The organism is Legionella sp. D16C41 (genome assembly GCF_048541585.1).
Lineage (GTDB): Bacteria > Pseudomonadota > Gammaproteobacteria > Legionellales > Legionellaceae > Legionella_C.
Genome location: NZ_CP183303.1, coordinates 3,349,967 through 3,367,674 on the forward strand (window position 1 = coordinate 3,349,967; position 17,708 = coordinate 3,367,674).

Consider the following 17,708-nt stretch of genomic DNA (forward strand, 5'->3'; position numbering starts at 1 on the left):
TTAAGCAATTTGATTTTATATTGCTAATATTAAAATTACTGATATGATAAAAAAATTGCGCTACAAGGAGTAGTATAAAATGACTATTTTTTTAAAAATAATTCGTGACTATTTAACTACTGAATTAACAGACTATCAGGGTACCTCATCTGCCGCTGATAAATCACTAGTTAATCGTTTTTCTCAGGCTTTAAGTGGAGGAAGAGAGGCTAAACTTTCAGCTAAAAAGCGAGCGATTGCGGGTCAACTAATACATACCTTAAATAATTTAAATCCTTCTACTTTAAGCTCAACAATAACGGAACTAAGCGATAAAAGTGGTTTAGAAAAAGAAGAGGAACTTAATGAATCATCAGCAAAAGTTGATACGTCCAATATAGAAAGTATATCTAAAGCTGTACCTAAGTTAAATAAATCTGTGCAAGATAAGTCTATAGCTAATTACATTATTGAGCTGTTAAATAGTGCCAAAAAAGAAGCTAAAGAGATTAGTGATGAATTAAACTATGATGAAGGCACATTTGGTCCTTTAATTTCAGATAGCCTTGCAGTTATTAATCAATTTTTAAAAAAATTAGCTGAGATGCAGTTACAAGATATTCCTAACGATTCAGATCCTTATAATAAATTTTGCTACCATCTGGCCACCTATCTATTTAAAAATATTTTAGCAGAACTACACTCTGGTTTTTTAGATAAGATAACTAGTAACCCTAAAATTACAAGTTTCCGTGAACTTACCAAAGTAAAAGAAAAGCTTATTAAAGAGGGGGTTATGCGTTGTAAGGAGCAACTAGAAGAACTGGATAAACATCATCATAGGTATCTGCAAGCAAGAAAAGACCATGTAATATTGAATATACAGGAATTGCAGAGAAAGAATGCCGAAGAAGTTAATAAATATGGTGTTAATTTTAAAATACCTATTACTGTTGCATTTTTCTCTACTCTTAATATCAATGCACCTAAATTAGGCCCTGAAGCCGGAAAACTTAATGATTGCCTAACACGGGCCGAAATTGATATTACGAGAGAAGATGTAGATCATAATATAGAAAAACTGTCTACTGCTTCACTAACTAACTGCTAAGTTTGTTTTATGTGACGGGAATTATTTATGCAAGGCTATCAATTCAAGTCTGTGTCATTTCCGCGCAGGCAGAAGTCTATTTTAATACTCGCACTGTGCCAACATAAAATAGATTCTCGCCTGCAAGGGAAGGACAGTGTTGTTTTTAAGTCGACGCCATCAGTTGTTCATGAACTATGCTTAAATTTTGGTGCAAGGCTAAATTTAGGGGCAGTTTGATTGATAATCATGCTGAAGAAGAAGCGGAGTATAGTTTTCTAGCTGAACATTTTTAATGTATAATTTTCTTTCGTGCTTCGAACCAAATATAGCCTTTTTAATACTAACAAAGAAGGCTTTAAAAAATTAAGTCAGGCCTAGGCACTAAGCTCTCCATATAGATTTGTTTCCATTAGCTCTTTTATATAAGCAGGTTTAAGATTTTTACTTAATAAGTAAAGTAACTTACAATGCGCAGCCTCAGGCGTCATATCACGACCACTAATTAAGCCTGCCTGCTTTAATCCATGACTAGTTGCATATTGACCCATTTTAACTGAGCCTTGTTGGCATTGAGTACAATTAACGATAATGATATTTCGTTTACAGGCTTCTTTTAATAAAGCTAAAAAACGAGGATCTTGATTTGGAGCATTACCTGAACCATAAGTTTCTAAAATTAACCCTTGTAGTGGTTGCTCTATTAAATAAGCTAAGATATCAGTTAAAAAGCCTGGAAATAAACGAATATTAGCAATTAAATGGGGTGAAATTGTCTGTAAGCGTAGTGCTTTAGTAGGCATAGGTAGTAATAATTTATGGTCTACATTAATAGTAATACCGATACTGGCAAGATGGGGGTAATTAGGGGAATCAAAAGCTCGAAAACGCTCTGCACTAACTTTCTGTGTGCGATTACCACGTAACAATCGTTGATTAAAATAAATACAAACTTCATGAATTGGCTCATGCGCACATAACCAAAGAGAGGTGATAATATTATCAATAGCATCATTTCTGACTTCAGATAAAGGAATTTGCGAGCCTGTTAAAATAACCGGCTTGGCCAGATTTTCTAACATAAAAGATAGCGCAGAGGCGGTATACGCCATTGTATCTGTACCGTGAAAAACAATAAAACCGTCATAATCCTGATAATATTTAAAAATATCAGCAGCAATACGATTCCAATCAGCCATTGTCATATTAGAAGAGTCTAGTAAAGGGACATATTCTTCAATATCATAAAGCGGCATATCAGGATGGTTTAACGCAGGAATCTCAGCTAAAGCGCGGCCCACATAACCTAATGCAGGTTCATAACCATAGTCTGTCTTAACACTACTAATGGTACCGCCTGTATTTAAAATTAACACTCGTTTTTTCATGATATGAATAAACTTTTAAAAGATCATAAGTTTATCACAATGATTTAATTTTTTTGAGAAGACATTATAAAATGTCTGATAACTCTTTAATCATACTTAACTCAAATTAATTTTTTATTTAATAAGAAATCACTTTACACTTGCTACTCTAATTTTAATAAAAATTTAAAATTTTTACACAATTTGTTTTATTAATAAATAAATTTCTTGCTGGGCTTATTGTTTATTGAATTTTTAAGAGTATATTTTGAAAACGAAAAGAATATGTTTACTGAATCATTTAATTTAAACTCTAACATTTATTAAATTAAACAGTCCCCAACATAATTAGCATCTCTTATTTTCCTTTCATCATACAAGACTAAATAAATTCAACCACTTATTTAATTAAATTAAATCTTGACAATTAACTCAACATAGTGTTTAAATAAATTACATAAGTTAATCAACTAGCTAGATTATTATAGTTGTCAATTTAAGCAACTTTTATGATAAAAAGATTCAGCAAAGTTAATTTACAAAGGTGTAAAAAATATTAAATTAGTTTCTTATTTAAGTAGAATCGATAAAAAAAGTACTTTTACTTTAATTTAAGTTTTGGGGTGTAATATCATGAGCAATAAAGACTTTTTAAGTCCTTTATTAGGGCAAGAAGGATTAAAACAAGCTCATGATTTTTTTAGCAATTTAATGGAAAATAAAAAAAAAGCATTTGATGATTTAAATTTTGCTCAATTACGTCACTTAAACAAATCCCTTCCTTCTCTTACGGGTTATTATAGTAATGAATTGGCTCATATTAATCCTGCTTATTTTCCTTATTTAAATGATAGCCAAAAGCAAGAGCTAGCCGACAAACTTCTTTTTATGTTTTATATTTTTGCCTTAGAATATAAAATTCATCTAACAGAAGATCGCAAAGCCAAACGAGTTGAACTTGAGGCTCACCTTAAACGCTGCAGTTATTTAATAATGAAGTTACGTGAAAGTGAGATAGCTTTTACACCGGCAAAACAATTAAATGAAGAAATAGCGAATGCTGAAAAATTCTTACACTTATTGGGATATACAACTATTGCTCCTATTCTTGTTGAGCAAATATTAGACTTTATTGACAATAAAAATCAACAGTCTAAACAATTTGATACGGATACAATAAGTGCCACAGGTATTGTGAATATATTATCTGCGATAAATGAACCTAGATTAACGCACGGGGTATGGGGACAATGTTTTTTAGCTGGTATTTTTGATTCTTTTTATCGCAATCCGCAAGCTCAGCAACACATTGGCGATTTAGCTCCAGTTACAGGCTATATGAGTTTTATTCTTTATTATATTCGCCTAGCAATGACGATTTTATTATTTGCCAAACACACTATTAAAGGCTCTTGGATGAATAGTACCGAACGAGAAATTGATATTTCTGTTTGGGAAAAATTTAAAACCCAGTGGGGACAACGTAAATTTTTATTATTAAACGATCTTATCTGGGGTTCAGCCAATATGGCCTGCTTTTTTTGGTTAAAAGGAAGTGGCAACTTAGGCTATGCTGGTAATATTGTTACCGCAGGTCTATTACTAATGGATTTAACTCTAGCTATTTGGAAGCATTGGGAAGAAAAAGCCGAATACAATAAAAAAATGTTAGCGATTGAAAATGCTGATAACGAATTACGTCTTATAAAAAAGGATTTAGATAAAAAAATAGAAACGCTAAAGAAAGAATTACAAACACAACTTGATGCAAATAAAATTAAGGGACTTATTACTTTACTATCTGAATTAGAAAAAATTAATATTAAAATACAAGAAAATAACAAGTTAAAAGATTATATTCAATTTGAATGGAAATACAATCGCTACCAAAATATTAACAGCATAGTTTATGCAGCAAGTTTATTTTCTGCATTTTCGTTGATGTGTTGTGGCTTTGTTCCGACACACTTAATCGCTCCAACTACGCTAATGACCTTAGGTGTTGTAGGTGCGGGATTATGCTTTGCTTTAAGTGTAATCTATGTGGCTCTTAGCTATGCTATTGAAGTTCATAAGCTAAAGGAGTCAAAGAAATTAATCGATAAAGATATAGAGCGATTAAAGAGCGAATTTAATAATTTAGAAGGCGACGATGAAGCTAACAAAAAGCAGCGAAAACAACTTTTTCTTAAAATAAAAGAATTAGAAGCACAATCAAAATATAGAAGCGAGCTTATTTTTTTCCAAAACTTTAAGTTAGCTAAATCAGTTATAAGTAATGTTTTAATTCCTGCTATGGTCTTTATTGCTCTGGCTTTTATGCCTTTCGGCTTTGGCGCAGCTATGATAGGTGTTGGACTTATTTTGGTTTTACTTACCAACGTGCTAGTAAATCGCCTTGCACCCGAAGAACCTACATTACCTCAATTTAAAGAGGCAGAATATACGCAATTTATTCAAGCGCAATCTGCTTTAGAACCTGCTGGAAAAAACACAAAACAACCTTCTAGTAACCGATATCAATTCTATCAAGCAACAGATGAGGAAAAAAAACGGCTCTTATCCACAGAGGCGGATAAAACAGCAGGAAAAGTAGAAACTCTAAATGCGGCAGGAGCGCCCGTTTAAATTAAAGTAAAAATTTAACTACCCAGTAAATACCTTTGCCCACTTGCTACAAATTAAATAGTAGAGCCATGCTAGTTAGCGACTTTAATTAAAATTTGTTACTTATTAAAAGTCAGTTTAAAATTAAAGTAGCTTTTCTAAATTACTTAACTAAATAGGAAAAAGTTAATGTGTGGACGATTCGTACTAGAAATTAGTGCAGAGCGCTTAAAGGAACAATTTGGCCAAGTTATTATTGAATCTTTACCACAAGGCTATAATATAGCACCGACAGAGCAAGTTTTATGTTTAAGGCAGACCGAGCAAGGCTTAAGAGCAGTAAGCATGAAATGGGGGATTGTGCCTCGTTACCAAACTAAAAAAAATACTGTATTGTTTAACGCTCGCCAAGAAGTGTTGCTGAAAAACCTACCTTTCGCCAACATTTTAAATATCGTCGCTGTCTTATGATTATGAGTGGCTTTTTTGAGTGGCAACATACGGAACAAACTACTTCTTTAAAAAAACAACCTTTTTATATTACCCGCGCCGATCAAAAATTGCTTGCGATCGCAACCATTTGGGATCATGAAACATCAGCTGAGCCTGCAGCATTACCTACTTGTTGTTTATTAACTACTGATGCTAATGATATGCTAAAAAAGCTTCATAATCGTATGCCTTGGATTTTAAATGAGGAGCAACAGGAACAATGGTTACAATTAAAGCCTTTTAGTCCTGTAGATCTTGAATTAATTAAGCAACTAAATTGCCCCCTTAATCTGCAATATTTTCCAGTTAGCACTACTGTTAATAATGCGCGCTATAAAGCTAAAGATACCACGAAGCCTTTAATATAGCTCCTGGAATTGTTTAAAACTTTAGCTAAATCAAAATTCATTTCGTTAAATGAGGCGAGAATTCGAATTTTAAATATACGTAATAATCGACTACCTTATTGACTCATTTTGTGCAGTCCATTATTTTACACAAACAAATTAAGGAAATAAATTAAGCCTTGGAAGATAGTTTTAAGTAACCTACCATAAAATATATTTACCTTCCTTAATTCAGGAACTACTAAGACTAGAATCTTTTGGAAGAAAAAAGTAATGGTATATATTTTTAATAGGGTCTTAGGATTACTGGTTGGCCCCATTCTTTATTCAGTGAAATCGTTATTAATTAATTCTATAATATCTATTGCAATACTGACTTTAAGTGTGCTGGCAGCGCTAGGGCTTCCTTTTATAAGCAGTCATTTAATTTATAAAAAGTTACAAATCAATAAGCCTGATAATGCCTTAATTAAGGCAATTTTAGCAGGTTTAACATTATTAATACTTACACCGCTAATTCCCTGTTTTGTAAGTGTGGCTATAATTTTATTAACACTTGTAGATACCCTTATTAGTGCTTATAGAGGACTTATTGAGGGCTTTAAAACTGGATTATTTTTTTATGTATTATCCTCTGCAACGAAAGATTTTGAAAAGTTTAGTTCTATCTTTAACTTATTGTTTGTAGCATTTGAGAGCCTAGGAGATAGAGACGCTTTTTATAAAAAGAGTATCGATAGCTTAATTACGCTTAGAGAACATGAAACACTTTTTCCTTTAAGACTACTTAATAAAAAAGAAATTCAATTAGCAAGCACTATGCCTGAGCTTAAATTTAATCTGCAACATTATCTATCACTTTATGAGCGCCTAGAACAACTTGATAAAGCTATTACTAAGCGTCTCTCTAACCATTCATTGTTTAGTAACGAGACAACTGCTTTAGATGATGATTTAATAACAGATGAAGTAATTTCGTTAATGCCTATTACCATACCTATCTTAATAGTTAAACAATTTAAAGATAAAGAAGATAATTGGAAAGCTGTGGTGGGCAGCACAAATATCTCTGATTTTGACAATTTACAAGAAAGTATGAAGGCCTGTCGAAAAAGTATTATTGCTCATCCTCGCACCGGTGAAGATTTAATTAATGAATTTACTGCGTCTAACGGTAAGACATATCGCTATTTTATTAATAAATATCAAAATATGTGCAGCTCACAAGAATTGTTCGAAGCTACAAAAGCTATTCGCAAAGAATTAGCTCAATTTTCTCCTCTAGAAAGTTTAGGTGCATTTTTTCATAAGGCTGTAACCTACCCCTTTTTCAAACAAAAAGAGCAAACTAAATCGTTAGATAGCTTTGAATGCAAAGTTAGGCAGGCCCCTTAATAATAGTAGCAGAATGAAACTAAGTGATGACTAAGAATTAGCTCGCTAAATGAGATCAGCTTCGTTAAGGTTTGTAATTAAACCTTTTTGTAAGTAAGTTGGCGCTACAGCACGGCGAATTTCAGGAAGCTTTTTTATATACCAAAGTAAAGCTAAGAACAGAATTAACGCTGCAATTCCAAAAGCAATCATCACGTTAAAAATACTGCCAACTATTCCATAAAATAAAGTACTACCAATAGGGATAGTACCAAAACTTACCATAGTAATAATACCAATTATGCGACCCTGAAATTCAGTAGGTACAATTTGTTGGATAAATACCATACCTGCTGTTAAAGTAACCATTAAACCGAAATCAATTAATAACAAAAGCAGCATTGCCCATAATACAGACCGACAAAAGGTCAGTAAAAACATACTAATTATAAGAATTAAAAAAGAACTAAGGAATATAAGATTTAACCTTAAAACCGTTTTCCTTGCTGACATATAAAAAGCACCAATTGTACCGCCTATACCTCCCACAGCTAATAGTAGCCCCAGTGAGGCTGGCGTACCACTTAAATAATAACGATTTACGACTGGAATTAAAAAGAGATAAGGCCAGCCCAATAACCCTATGATGCCAAGTAATGCAATAATAGCCGAAACGGGTAAGGAATCTTTAACATACAAAATACCTGCCTTCATCTCCTGATAAACTGAGGTTGTAGCCTTAGGTAATTCTTGCTTTGAATGTATTTTTAAGAGAGAGATAAAGCTTAAAAGAAATAAGAAAGCGTTAAACCAGAAAGTAGCCCCTTCACTAAAATAAGTAATTAATAGTCCACCTAAGCCATAGCCAAAAAACATAACAACACGATTAGTAGAATTAATTAAACTAGTTGCATTGCCTCTAACGTTTTCATCATTAATTAATTCCGGCACGCTTGTTATAATAGCTGGAAAATAAAAAGCTTGGCTAAATCCATAAACTAAAACTAAGAATAAAAGCAACCAAAAATTTGGCCAACCAAATAACAATAAAATGGCCATGGCTACTGCAGCAATAAGCCCACTCAAAGACACAGCACGCATAACCTGCGGTCGTGGATAACGATCGACAATAGCACCAATTAAAGGGCCCAATAACATAGGTAAATTAAAGCTAAAACCTATTAGGCCAACATAAAATGGAGAATTTCCTTTAATATGGGTTGCAATTAAGCCAAAAACCATTGCAGCCATCCAGACCGATGTAAAAAACGCGACTTCGGATAAGAAGATAAAGCGAAAACCTAAGTAAGTAAAAGGTTTTATAAATGGTATTTTTGTTAAGTTCATAATTGCTCTAACTTTTTTAGTTTTAAGCATTGTAAAACTTAGATTATTTTATTTTAGCAGGTTTTTAGATAGTATTTCTTAATGGTATTAATACATATATTTATAATAGCGAATAAATTTTATTTGAAATAATAATAAATTACTTAGTCTGACTTTATAAATTAAATGTGTATAAATTTCTGCTTCTTTTAAATCAACAGAAATATATTTAAGGTAAGCCATTGATTTTAATAATAATATAATAAAATTAGTTTGTGGATAAGCTGTGTGTATAACTGTGAGTAACCTAATAGGTAGGTTAGTTTAAATAAGCCTATTTCATACTCTCTTGCTAATTTATAAGTATGAAATAGGTAGCAATTTCTACTTACTTAAGTGTTTTTCTTAGTTTCTGAATAGCACGGATTTGCGCTACGGCTCTAGCTAATTCCGTTGCAGCTAAAGCGTAGTTTAACTCTGTGTTTTTGTTAGTCATAGCTTCTTCTGCTCGAGCTTTAGCTGCCAAGGCTGCTGCCTCATCTAAGTTTTCTGCTCTCTCGACAACATCTGCTAAAACCGTAACGTAATAAGGTTGAACTTCTAACATACCGCCAGAAACATAATAAATCTCATGTTCACCGCCTGGGTGAGTCACTCTAATTTCACCCGGTTTTAATACAGTTAATAAGGGAGCATGGCCAGGTGAAATACCTATCTCACCTAACTCGCCAGTAGCTATAACCATTTCAACCGGACCTGAGAATATCTCACTCTCTGCACTGACAATATCCAAACGAGTTGTATTTGCCATATTATCTTGCCTCATAACGTTTTTGCTTTAGCTACGGCTTCTTCAATACTGCCAACCATATAGAAAGCTTGCTCAGGTAAATCATCATATTCACCAGCAAGAATACCTTGGAAACCTTTGATAGTATCTTTAAGCGAAACATACTTACCTGGAGAACCTGTAAATACTTCAGCGACGAAGAAAGGTTGTGATAAAAAGCGTTGAATTTTTCGAGCACGAGTAACAACACGTTTATCTTCTTCAGATAACTCATCCATCCCTAAAATAGCAATAATATCTTTTAATTCTTTATAACGCTGTAAAGTTTGCTGAACTCGACGCGCAGTATCATAGTGCTCTTGCCCTACGACTAATGGATCTAGCTGACGTGAAGTAGAATCAAGCGGGTCTACCGCAGGATAAATACCTAATTCGGCAATTTGACGTGACAACACTACAGTGGCATCCAAATGGGCAAAGGTTGTCGCAGGTGAAGGATCTGTTAAGTCATCTGCTGGGACATAAACAGCTTGAATGGAAGTGATTGAGCCAGTTTTAGTAGAGGTAATACGCTCTTGCAACATTCCCATTTCTTCAGCCAATGTAGGCTGATAACCTACAGCAGAAGGCATACGGCCTAATAAAGCAGAAACTTCTACTCCTGCTAAGGTGTAACGATAAATATTATCAATAAATAATAATACATCACGACCCTCATCACGGAACTTCTCAGCCATTGTTAAACCAGTTAAAGCAACTCGTAGACGATTTCCAGGTGGCTCATTCATTTGGCCATAAACAAGCGATACTTTATCTAGCACATTCGAATCTTTCATTTCATGATAAAAGTCATTGCCTTCACGAGTACGCTCACCAACCCCAGCAAATACGGAATAACCGCTATGCTCAATAGCAATATTACGAATTAACTCCATCATATTTACAGTTTTACCTACCCCAGCCCCACCAAAAAGCCCTACTTTACCGCCTTTAGCAAATGGACAGAGTAAATCAATAACTTTAATACCTGTTTCTAAGAGTTCTTGACTACCAGCTTGCTCTTCATAACTTGGTGCTTTACGGTGAATTGGCCAATGTTCTTCAGCTTCAACAGGCCCTTTTTCATCAATAGGGCGTCCTAAAACGTCCATAATACGACCTAAAGTTTTTTTACCAACAGGCACTTGAATTGGTTTTCCTGAATTAGTAGCACGTACGCCCCGCTTAAGGCCATCCGTGGTTCCCATTGCAATTGTACGAACAATACCGTCACCTAATTGTTGCTGTACTTCAAGTACTAATTCATTCTCTAATTGCAGCGCATCATTAACTTTCGGAACGTTATCACGATCAAATTCAACGTCTACTACCGCACCAATTACTTCAACTACCGTACCTAAACTCATAAATTTACCCTCTTATAAAGCGGATGCACCACCGACAATTTCTGCTAATTCTTGTGTAATGGCAGCTTGCCGGGCTTTGTTATAAGCCAATTGGAATTGTTTAATTAATTCACCAGCATTATCAGTCGCGCTTTTCATAGCGATCATTTTTGCCGCTTGTTCACAAGCAATATTTTTACTACAGCTTGATAAGCTTGTAATTCAATATAGCGTTCTAATAAAGCATCTAATAATTCTTTTGCATCGGGTTCGTAAATATAATCCCAATAATGCCCTAAGCTTTGACTATCTTCTTCAGACATAGGAAGAGGAAGCAGTTGCTTAATTAAAGGCTTTTGCGTCATAGTATTGATGAACTCATTATATACAATATGTAGAGCATCAATTTGACCATTGTAGAAAGCATCCAGCATTACTTTAACAACGCCTATTAGATCTTTAACACCAGGCTTATCACCTACATGATCAACAGAAGCAATGATATTGCCACCTACACGCTTGAAAAATGCTTGGCCTTTTCGACCAATGATACACAAATCAACTTCTTTATTTTCAATTTGCCATTGGCGCATTACTCGGATTGATTCACGTAGCAAATTAGCATTTAACCCACCGACTAAACCTCTATCAGAAGTAACAACAATTAATCCAATACGTTTAATCTCACGAGTTGTCATAAAGGGGTGCCGATATTCAGAATTGGCACGCGCAATATGCTTGACAACATCATATATTTTAGTGGCATAAGGTTTAGACGCACGCATTCTATCTTGCGTTTTACGCATTTTACTTGCTGCAACCATTTCCATTGCGCGAGTAATTTTTTGCGTATTTTTCGTACTCGCAATCTTCGAACGGATTTCTTTTGCTCCAGGCATATACTCACCTTATTTTACTTTATTGAGCTTTTAACCCAATTGCCGCTTAATACTTTATTTACCAACTACCTGTGCGCTTAAACTCTTCTACAGCGTTTTTGATCTCAGCTTCAATGTTGTTATCGTAAGCGCCAGCTTCATTAATTTTATTCATTAATGATGCGTAAGAAGAATGCATAAATGCACGTAGAGCCGCTTCAAAACTACTGACCTCAGCAATAGGAATATCATCTAAATAGCCTTTTTCAACTATAAATAAAGATACGCCCATATCGGCTACTGATAATGGAGAATATTGTTTTTGTTTCATTAATTCAGTAATGCGCTGACCACGCTCTAATTGTTTACGCGTTGCATCATCTAAATCAGAAGCAAATTGTGAAAATGCTTCTAGCTCGCGAAACTGAGCTAATGCTAGACGTGTACCGCCGCCAAGTTTTTTCATAATTTTAGTTTGCGCAGCACCACCTACTCGCGATACAGATAAGCCAGAGTTAATCGCAGGACGAACACCTGAGTTAAACAAGTCAACGTCTAAGAATATCTGACCGTCGGTAATAGAAATTACGTTAGTTGGTACAAAGGCAGATACGTCACCTGCTTGTGTCTCAATAATGGGTAGTGCAGTAAGTGAACCTGTTTTACCTTTAACTTCTCCGTTAGTTAATCGCTCAACTTCCTCAGCATTAATACGCGAAGCACGTTCTAGTAATCTTGAATGTAGATAAAAAAAAATATCACCAGGATAAGCTTCACGGCCAGGTGGACGTTTTAAAAGTAGAGAAATTTGTCGGTATGCCAAGCTTGCTTGCTTAGTTAAATCATCATAAACAATTAAGGCATCTTCACCGCGCTCCATGAAGTACTCACCCATAGCACAGCCAGAGTATGGAGCAATGAATTGTAAAGCAGCAGAATCTGCCGCACTTGCTACCACTACAATGGTATGCTCCATTGCGCCATGCTCTTCAAGTTTACGTACTGTATTAGCAATTGAAGAGGCTTTCTGCCCAATAGCAACATAGATACATTTAATGCCTGTACCTTTTTGGTTGATAATGGCATCGATAGCAATAGCTGATTTACCAGTTTGTCTATCACCAATAATTAATTCACGCTGCCCACGGCCAACAGGAATCATAGCGTCAATGGCTTTTAAACCTGTTTGTACTGGTTGATCAACTGACTGACGTGATATTACGCCTGGAGCTACTTTTTCAATAGGCGACATCGTTGCCGTATTAATTGGGCCCTTGCCATCAATAGGATTACCTAAAGCATCAACCACACGGCCTAATAATGCTTCGCCTACAGGAACCTCAAGAATACGACCCGTACATTTACCTTTTTGACCTTCAGATAAATTTGCAGCGTCACCAAGCACTACCGCACCTACAGAATCACGCTCTAAGTTAAGCGCTAGCCCATACACGCCACCAGGGAATTCTATCATTTCACCCTGCATTACATCTGCTAAGCCATGTAAACGGACAATTCCATCTCGCAAACTTACAATGGTACCTTCATTTCTTGCTTCTGAAGCAACATTAAATTTTTCAATTTTCTGTTTAATTAGTTCGCTAATTTCAGATGGGTTTAATGCAACTTGTTCTGACATGAAATCTTTCCTCTTAATTTATGCGGCTAAACTGGTGCTAAGTTTTTCTAATTTGCCACGAACTGAGCCATCTATTACTAAGTCGCCAGCGTGAATTACGGCACCACCAATCAGCGTTTTATCAATAGTAATTTGCAAGCTTACCTTACGTTGAAGACGCTTACTTAATGAATCGATTAGCTTATCTTGTTGATCTTTAGATAATTCTGAGTAGCTATTTACATGAACAGCCAGTGTTTTTTTTGTTCAGCACGCATTACTTCAAATAAATTAAAAATATCGGGCAAAGCCTGTAAACGTTTGTTCTCTGCTAACAACGCGACAATATTTTTTAAATAAGTAACATCTTCAGGATTAGTTTTTCCTACAGTAACTAGCAACAATTCAACATGCTGCTCTGTGGTTGACGCAGGATTATCAATAAAGCTTGCTGCGTTTTCGTCTAATACTGATAATGCTAAATTGCGCAGATATTCTGACCATTGGCGTAATTTTCCAGCATTAAACGCATATTCAAAAATAGCTTTGGCATAAGGCCTAGCAATTGTTACGCTCTCAGACATGTCAAATCTCTTTATCTAAAGTTCAAATCTCTTTAATTAAGCTATCTAATAATTGATTATTTATTTTTTCATCAATTTTACGCTGAAGAATGACTTCTGCCCCTGCTACAGCAAGCTCAGCTACTTGTTTACGCAGATTTTCTTTAGCTTGGTTAATTTCCTGCTGAAGTTTTTCATGCGCTATTTTAGTCTGACGCTGTGCTTCTTGCTTTGCATCTTCTTTGGCTTCTTCTATTAGCTGCGCTGCACGTTTAGTCGCTTTCTCAATAATATCTGAAGCTTGCGTTTTAGCATGTTTTAACTCATCTTTAACACGAAATTGTGCTAACTCCAGCTCTTTACGACCTCGCTCGGCCGCGGCTAGGCCATCTGCAATTTTATTTTGGCGTTCTTCCATAGCCTTTGCCAAAGGAGGCCAAACAAATTTCATCGTAAACCAAACAAATACTGCAAATACCAGCATTTGTATAATCAATGTAAAATTAATATCCAACGCAGTCTCCCCCGTAACTTTTAAAAACGCAAAGGCGCCGCTTGTATTATTAAGAACCTAAATTACTTAAAAATGGGTTGGCAAAAGTAAAGAACAACGCAATACCTACACCAATCATAGTTACAGCATCAAGCAAACCAGCAACAATAAACATTTTCACTTGTAACATAGGTACCATTTCTGGTTGTCTTGCAGAACCTTCAAGGAATTTACCACCTAAAAGTCCAAAACCTATTGCTGTACCTAAAGCACCAAGACCAATCAATAATGCGACTGCAATAACAGTCATACCTTGAACTTGTGCGATTAAATTTGCAGCTTGCATAGAAATCCCCTTAAATGAACAATGAAATTAAAAAAGAACTAATGATCTTCATGAGCTAAACTAAGGTATACAATTGTTAAGACCATAAAGATAAACGCCTGTAGTGTAATAACCAATATATGAAAAATTGACCAACCAAGCGATAAAAGAAACTGGGCCACACCCAATGTTGCAGTGCCTGCTATAGAAGATTGAGCTGTAACATTAAGTGTTAGCAAAGCAATTAAGATGAAAATCAATTCACCAGCATATAAGTTACCAAATAATCGTAATGCCAAAGAAATTGGTTTAGCAATTAAACCTACTAACTCCAAAAGCATATTAAAGGGAATAAAAGCCGGATGATTAAAAGGCTGCAAAGTTAATTCTTTAGCAAATCCTTTAATGCCTTTTATTTTAATACTATAAAAAATTATTAACAGAAATACTGATAAGGCTAAAGCAAGAGTTAGATTTAAATCATTAGTAGGCACAACTTTTAGATAATGAATACCTACTGACTTTGCCATAAGCGGCAAAACGTCTACAGGTACAATATCCATAAAATTCATTAAAAATACCCAAGTAAAAATAGTAAGTGCTAAGGGGCCAATTAACTTATTTTTACCATGAAAACAATCTTTTACTTGATTGTCGGCAAACTCTAACATCAATTCAGCAAAGTTTTGTAACTTTCCAGGCACACCTGTAGTAATTTTACGTGCGCCAAAATACAAAAGGCCTAGCACGGTAAATCCTAAGATTACTGAAAAAAACAACGTATCTAGATTAATAGTCCAAAAACCACCTGATGAGCCTAAACTCATGGTTTTTAGATCATAAGTCAGATAAGTTAAGTGGTGTTTAATATAATCTGTACTTGATGCCATTTCAGTCACTTTTGGGCCTATTCTGTTTACTGTCAATAAGTAAGGGCGAGAACCAATGAGTCATCACCACTACTATGTATGTTAAAAAAAATGCCAGAGGCGTTACCTCAAAAAACATAAAAACCAAGGTAAATAGTACGATTGATGATATTATTTTTAGAAATTCCCCCACGTAGAAACTTCTAACTATTTGCCTTGCTGCTCTTGCTCCCTGATATTGAAATAGTTTTTTTGCAAATATCAATGAAGGCAAGAATGCAACTATACCACCTAATAATGCAGAAAGGGCTGCCTGCTTACCCAAAGCTGCTAGCATCCCTAAAGCAATTAACGAGCAAACTATTACCTGTACTAATAGTAAGCGTTGCACTCGGCGTAAACTTTGATCATCTCTCACTAATGTACCTATCTTTTCAGGCGCGGATTATAAAGTAAACAAATTGGATAAGCAACGCCAATTTCTAATTTTGCTATTCTTTACTGTAACTTATTACCTATATACCACTAAATAATTGGTAAATTAAAAGCAAATTGCCTATATTTTAGATTGAGGTTGTTTTTTTTAATGTTATTGATACTGATAACTTAATTCGATTAATTTGCACTATAAAATCGACATTAAGTTTGTTTTATAGTTCAACTTTAAATTAATCTCATAGATAGGAATAAGTTATGTCTGAAAAGCAGCAAGGTACAGCGTACAGCATGCGCGAAAAAATGCTCAATCGTTACGGTGATAGTATACACCATAAACACAATAAAAACCACCTACCTTACCGTAAACACTCAAGAACATACCCGGTGCGTACTTTAGAGTTCGTAAACGGGAGCACCAATGAGGACTTTACTGACCTTCAAAGCACAATTAAATTAAGAAAAATGCGTAAACGACTGGATAAAGGGCGTTACCATTGATAAAGTTAGCATTAACCTCCAGGTTAGCCACTTCCTGGTTTGGGTCGGTTGTACTGTGGCCTTTTAGATAGGCCACAGCTTTTAACCGGCAGGTATCTCACTTAAATTTAAATAACGCATTAATTTAACAACACGTATCACTCCTTGAGTATTTTTTGCTAAATTTAGCACTCGCTCAGCTTGTTTAGGCCTTACATCGCCCATTACATAAACGATATTATCTACTGTAATAATTTTAAAATCATTAGGATCAATTTCTGCGTCTGCCAGTATTTGACTTCTTATTTTAGTAGTAATCCAGCTATCAACCAAATCATTGGCAGGCGCTGAATAATTAGCAACTTGAATAAATAATTCACGATAACCTCTTAGTGATTTTAAGCGAGAGGCAGCTAAAGCACGTAAGTCTTTATTAGGTAAATGCCCAGCTAATAAAATATCACCTTTAAAAACAGCTAAATCGAGGTAACAACCATCTTGTTTTAAAAGACGATCTTGAAATAATGCTCGATTAGCCTCTAAAGCTAGTTGATAATCATAAAGTTTTTTATATACATTATGTCTATCATAAACGAGAGTAGCACCTGTCCATAAACTGCCCATACAACTAGTTAAAGCTAAGGCACTTAAAAAAATAAACAGATAAAGCCCCTGCCGCATCATATTTCGTAGATCCTTTACTCTAAAAAAGTTTTCTTACTTAAATAATTAGGTAATATAACGAAATACTTTAACTACCTTACGAACACCCTCAACATGCCTTGCAACATCTACTGCTAATTCTGCTTGCTCATAAGTGACTATTCCCATTAAATACACAATTGAATTTTCAGTAACAATACGAATTGAACCAGATTCTAAACCTTTTCGACCAAGCATATAACTGCGAACTTTCCCAGTAATTAAAGCATCTTTCGTCTTTTGTTTTACAGGAAGTGGTTGGCTAATAGTTAATTCATTATAAACACGTCGAACTAGAGGTGTGGTCTGAGCTATCTTCTCAACAGCAATTCTTAAAGAAGCGTGAGGTGTTTGGCCAACTAATAAAACTATTTGATTAAAACTAATAACTTCTATATGTGAATTTTGAAAACGTCGGTCATCAACGATAGCTTTATGAATTAGGTGAAATATGCGAGCATCAGTCTCAATTGTTGTTAAGGAGCGTCTGTCATAAACAATCACACCGACAGCCCCAGCAACTACAGCAGCCACACAACTGCAAAGTAAGCTACTAATTAATAAATAGATTACAGCACGACGCATCAT

15 protein-coding genes and 3 pseudogenes are annotated in these 17,708 nt (G+C 34.9%); 5 read left to right on the forward strand and 13 right to left on the reverse strand.

Annotated features, from left to right (window positions below; genetic code table 11):
- The first annotated feature begins 79 nt into the window (after positions 1-79).
- A complete protein-coding gene (locus ACNVED_RS14560) occupies positions 80-1,090 on the forward strand; it encodes a hypothetical protein (RefSeq protein ID WP_419419703.1) in 1,011 nt (336 codons plus the stop codon).
- A gap of 356 nt (positions 1,091-1,446) precedes the next feature.
- On the opposite strand, the gene ansA is transcribed toward ACNVED_RS14560, so the two are convergent.
- Positions 1,447-2,457: an asparaginase gene (gene ansA / locus ACNVED_RS14565; RefSeq protein WP_419419704.1), complete on the reverse strand. Its 1,011-nt coding sequence runs from the start codon at positions 2,455-2,457 to the stop codon at positions 1,447-1,449.
- A gap of 612 nt (positions 2,458-3,069) precedes the next feature.
- On the opposite strand from ansA, the gene ACNVED_RS14570 reads away from it, so the two are divergent.
- The 3 genes and pseudogenes from ACNVED_RS14570 to ACNVED_RS14580 all read left to right on the forward strand — a co-directional run bounded on the left by ACNVED_RS14570 (position 3,070) and on the right by ACNVED_RS14580 (position 7,277).
- Positions 3,070-5,064, forward strand: a complete 1,995-nt coding sequence (locus tag ACNVED_RS14570) for a hypothetical protein (RefSeq protein ID WP_419419705.1) — start codon at positions 3,070-3,072, stop codon at positions 5,062-5,064.
- Positions 5,065-5,232: 168 nt separating this feature from the next.
- Positions 5,233-5,903 (forward strand): annotated as a pseudogene (locus ACNVED_RS14575) (SOS response-associated peptidase).
- Positions 5,904-6,155: 252 nt separating this feature from the next.
- Positions 6,156-7,277 (forward strand): hypothetical protein, encoded by a 1,122-nt coding sequence (locus tag ACNVED_RS14580; protein WP_419419706.1) that lies wholly within the window; start codon positions 6,156-6,158, stop codon positions 7,275-7,277.
- A 45-nt stretch (positions 7,278-7,322) separates the two neighbouring features.
- On the opposite strand, the gene ACNVED_RS14585 is transcribed toward ACNVED_RS14580, so the two are convergent.
- From ACNVED_RS14585 to ACNVED_RS14630, 10 genes and pseudogenes are all read right to left on the reverse strand, one after another.
- The gene (locus ACNVED_RS14585; protein ID WP_419419707.1) at positions 7,323-8,603 is read right to left on the reverse strand and encodes an MFS transporter; all 1,281 of its coding nucleotides are present in this window, start codon (positions 8,601-8,603) and stop codon (positions 7,323-7,325) included.
- Positions 8,604-8,970: 367 nt separating this feature from the next.
- Positions 8,971-9,393 carry a F0F1 ATP synthase subunit epsilon gene (locus ACNVED_RS14590; RefSeq protein ID WP_419419708.1) on the reverse strand — a complete coding sequence of 141 codons (423 nt, stop codon included), beginning with the start codon at positions 9,391-9,393 and terminating at the stop codon, positions 8,971-8,973.
- Positions 9,394-9,404: 11 nt separating this feature from the next.
- Entirely contained in the window at positions 9,405-10,778 is a 1,374-nt protein-coding gene (gene atpD / locus ACNVED_RS14595) for a F0F1 ATP synthase subunit beta (RefSeq protein WP_419419709.1), read from the reverse strand.
- Between the two features lie 12 nt (positions 10,779-10,790).
- Positions 10,791-11,656: pseudogene (atpG, locus tag ACNVED_RS14600) on the reverse strand (F0F1 ATP synthase subunit gamma).
- 58 nt (positions 11,657-11,714) lie between these two features.
- A complete protein-coding gene (atpA, locus tag ACNVED_RS14605; protein WP_419419710.1) occupies positions 11,715-13,274 on the reverse strand; it encodes a F0F1 ATP synthase subunit alpha in 1,560 nt (519 codons plus the stop codon).
- Between the two features lie 18 nt (positions 13,275-13,292).
- Positions 13,293-13,837 (reverse strand): annotated as a pseudogene (locus ACNVED_RS14610) (F0F1 ATP synthase subunit delta).
- 22 nt (positions 13,838-13,859) lie between these two features.
- The gene (locus tag ACNVED_RS14615) at positions 13,860-14,330 is read right to left on the reverse strand and encodes a F0F1 ATP synthase subunit B (RefSeq protein ID WP_419419711.1); all 471 of its coding nucleotides are present in this window, start codon (positions 14,328-14,330) and stop codon (positions 13,860-13,862) included.
- A gap of 49 nt (positions 14,331-14,379) precedes the next feature.
- Entirely contained in the window at positions 14,380-14,655 is a 276-nt protein-coding gene (gene atpE / locus ACNVED_RS14620; RefSeq protein ID WP_028385819.1) for a F0F1 ATP synthase subunit C, read from the reverse strand.
- Between the two features lie 38 nt (positions 14,656-14,693).
- Positions 14,694-15,524: a F0F1 ATP synthase subunit A gene (atpB, locus tag ACNVED_RS14625; protein WP_419419712.1), complete on the reverse strand. Its 831-nt coding sequence runs from the start codon at positions 15,522-15,524 to the stop codon at positions 14,694-14,696.
- Between the two features lies 1 nt (position 15,525).
- Complete coding sequence (locus tag ACNVED_RS14630; protein WP_419419713.1) at positions 15,526-15,921, reverse strand: ATP synthase subunit I; 396 nt, start codon at positions 15,919-15,921, stop codon at positions 15,526-15,528.
- A gap of 275 nt (positions 15,922-16,196) precedes the next feature.
- On the opposite strand from ACNVED_RS14630, the gene ACNVED_RS14635 reads away from it, so the two are divergent.
- Complete coding sequence (locus tag ACNVED_RS14635) at positions 16,197-16,439, forward strand: hypothetical protein (protein ID WP_419419714.1); 243 nt, start codon at positions 16,197-16,199, stop codon at positions 16,437-16,439.
- Positions 16,440-16,520: 81 nt separating this feature from the next.
- On the opposite strand, the gene ACNVED_RS14640 is transcribed toward ACNVED_RS14635, so the two are convergent.
- Positions 16,521-17,102: a BON domain-containing protein gene (locus ACNVED_RS14640; protein ID WP_419419715.1), complete on the reverse strand. Its 582-nt coding sequence runs from the start codon at positions 17,100-17,102 to the stop codon at positions 16,521-16,523.
- 45 nt (positions 17,103-17,147) lie between these two features.
- Positions 17,148-17,708 (reverse strand): BON domain-containing protein, encoded by a 561-nt coding sequence (locus ACNVED_RS14645; protein ID WP_419419716.1) that lies wholly within the window; start codon positions 17,706-17,708, stop codon positions 17,148-17,150.

Coding starts and splice junctions, on each gene's coding strand:
- ACNVED_RS14560 (WP_419419703.1), top strand. CDS start 80: ATGACTATTTTTTTAAAAATAATTCGTGACTATTTAACTACTGAATTA.
- ansA (WP_419419704.1), bottom strand. CDS start 2,457: ATGAAAAAACGAGTGTTAATTTTAAATACAGGCGGTACCATTAGTAGT.
- ACNVED_RS14570 (WP_419419705.1), top strand. CDS start 3,070: ATGAGCAATAAAGACTTTTTAAGTCCTTTATTAGGGCAAGAAGGATTA.
- ACNVED_RS14580 (WP_419419706.1), top strand. CDS start 6,156: ATGGTATATATTTTTAATAGGGTCTTAGGATTACTGGTTGGCCCCATT.
- ACNVED_RS14585 (WP_419419707.1), bottom strand. CDS start 8,603: ATGAACTTAACAAAAATACCATTTATAAAACCTTTTACTTACTTAGGT.
- ACNVED_RS14590 (WP_419419708.1), bottom strand. CDS start 9,393: ATGGCAAATACAACTCGTTTGGATATTGTCAGTGCAGAGAGTGAGATA.
- atpD (WP_419419709.1), bottom strand. CDS start 10,778: ATGAGTTTAGGTACGGTAGTTGAAGTAATTGGTGCGGTAGTAGACGTT.
- atpA (WP_419419710.1), bottom strand. CDS start 13,274: ATGTCAGAACAAGTTGCATTAAACCCATCTGAAATTAGCGAACTAATT.
- atpE (WP_028385819.1), bottom strand. CDS start 14,655: ATGCAAGCTGCAAATTTAATCGCACAAGTTCAAGGTATGACTGTTATT.
- atpB (WP_419419712.1), bottom strand. CDS start 15,524: ATGGCATCAAGTACAGATTATATTAAACACCACTTAACTTATCTGACT.
- ACNVED_RS14635 (WP_419419714.1), top strand. CDS start 16,197: ATGTCTGAAAAGCAGCAAGGTACAGCGTACAGCATGCGCGAAAAAATG.
- ACNVED_RS14640 (WP_419419715.1), bottom strand. CDS start 17,102: ATGATGCGGCAGGGGCTTTATCTGTTTATTTTTTTAAGTGCCTTAGCT.
- ACNVED_RS14645 (WP_419419716.1), bottom strand. CDS start 17,708: ATGATGCGTCGTGCTGTAATCTATTTATTAATTAGTAGCTTACTTTGC.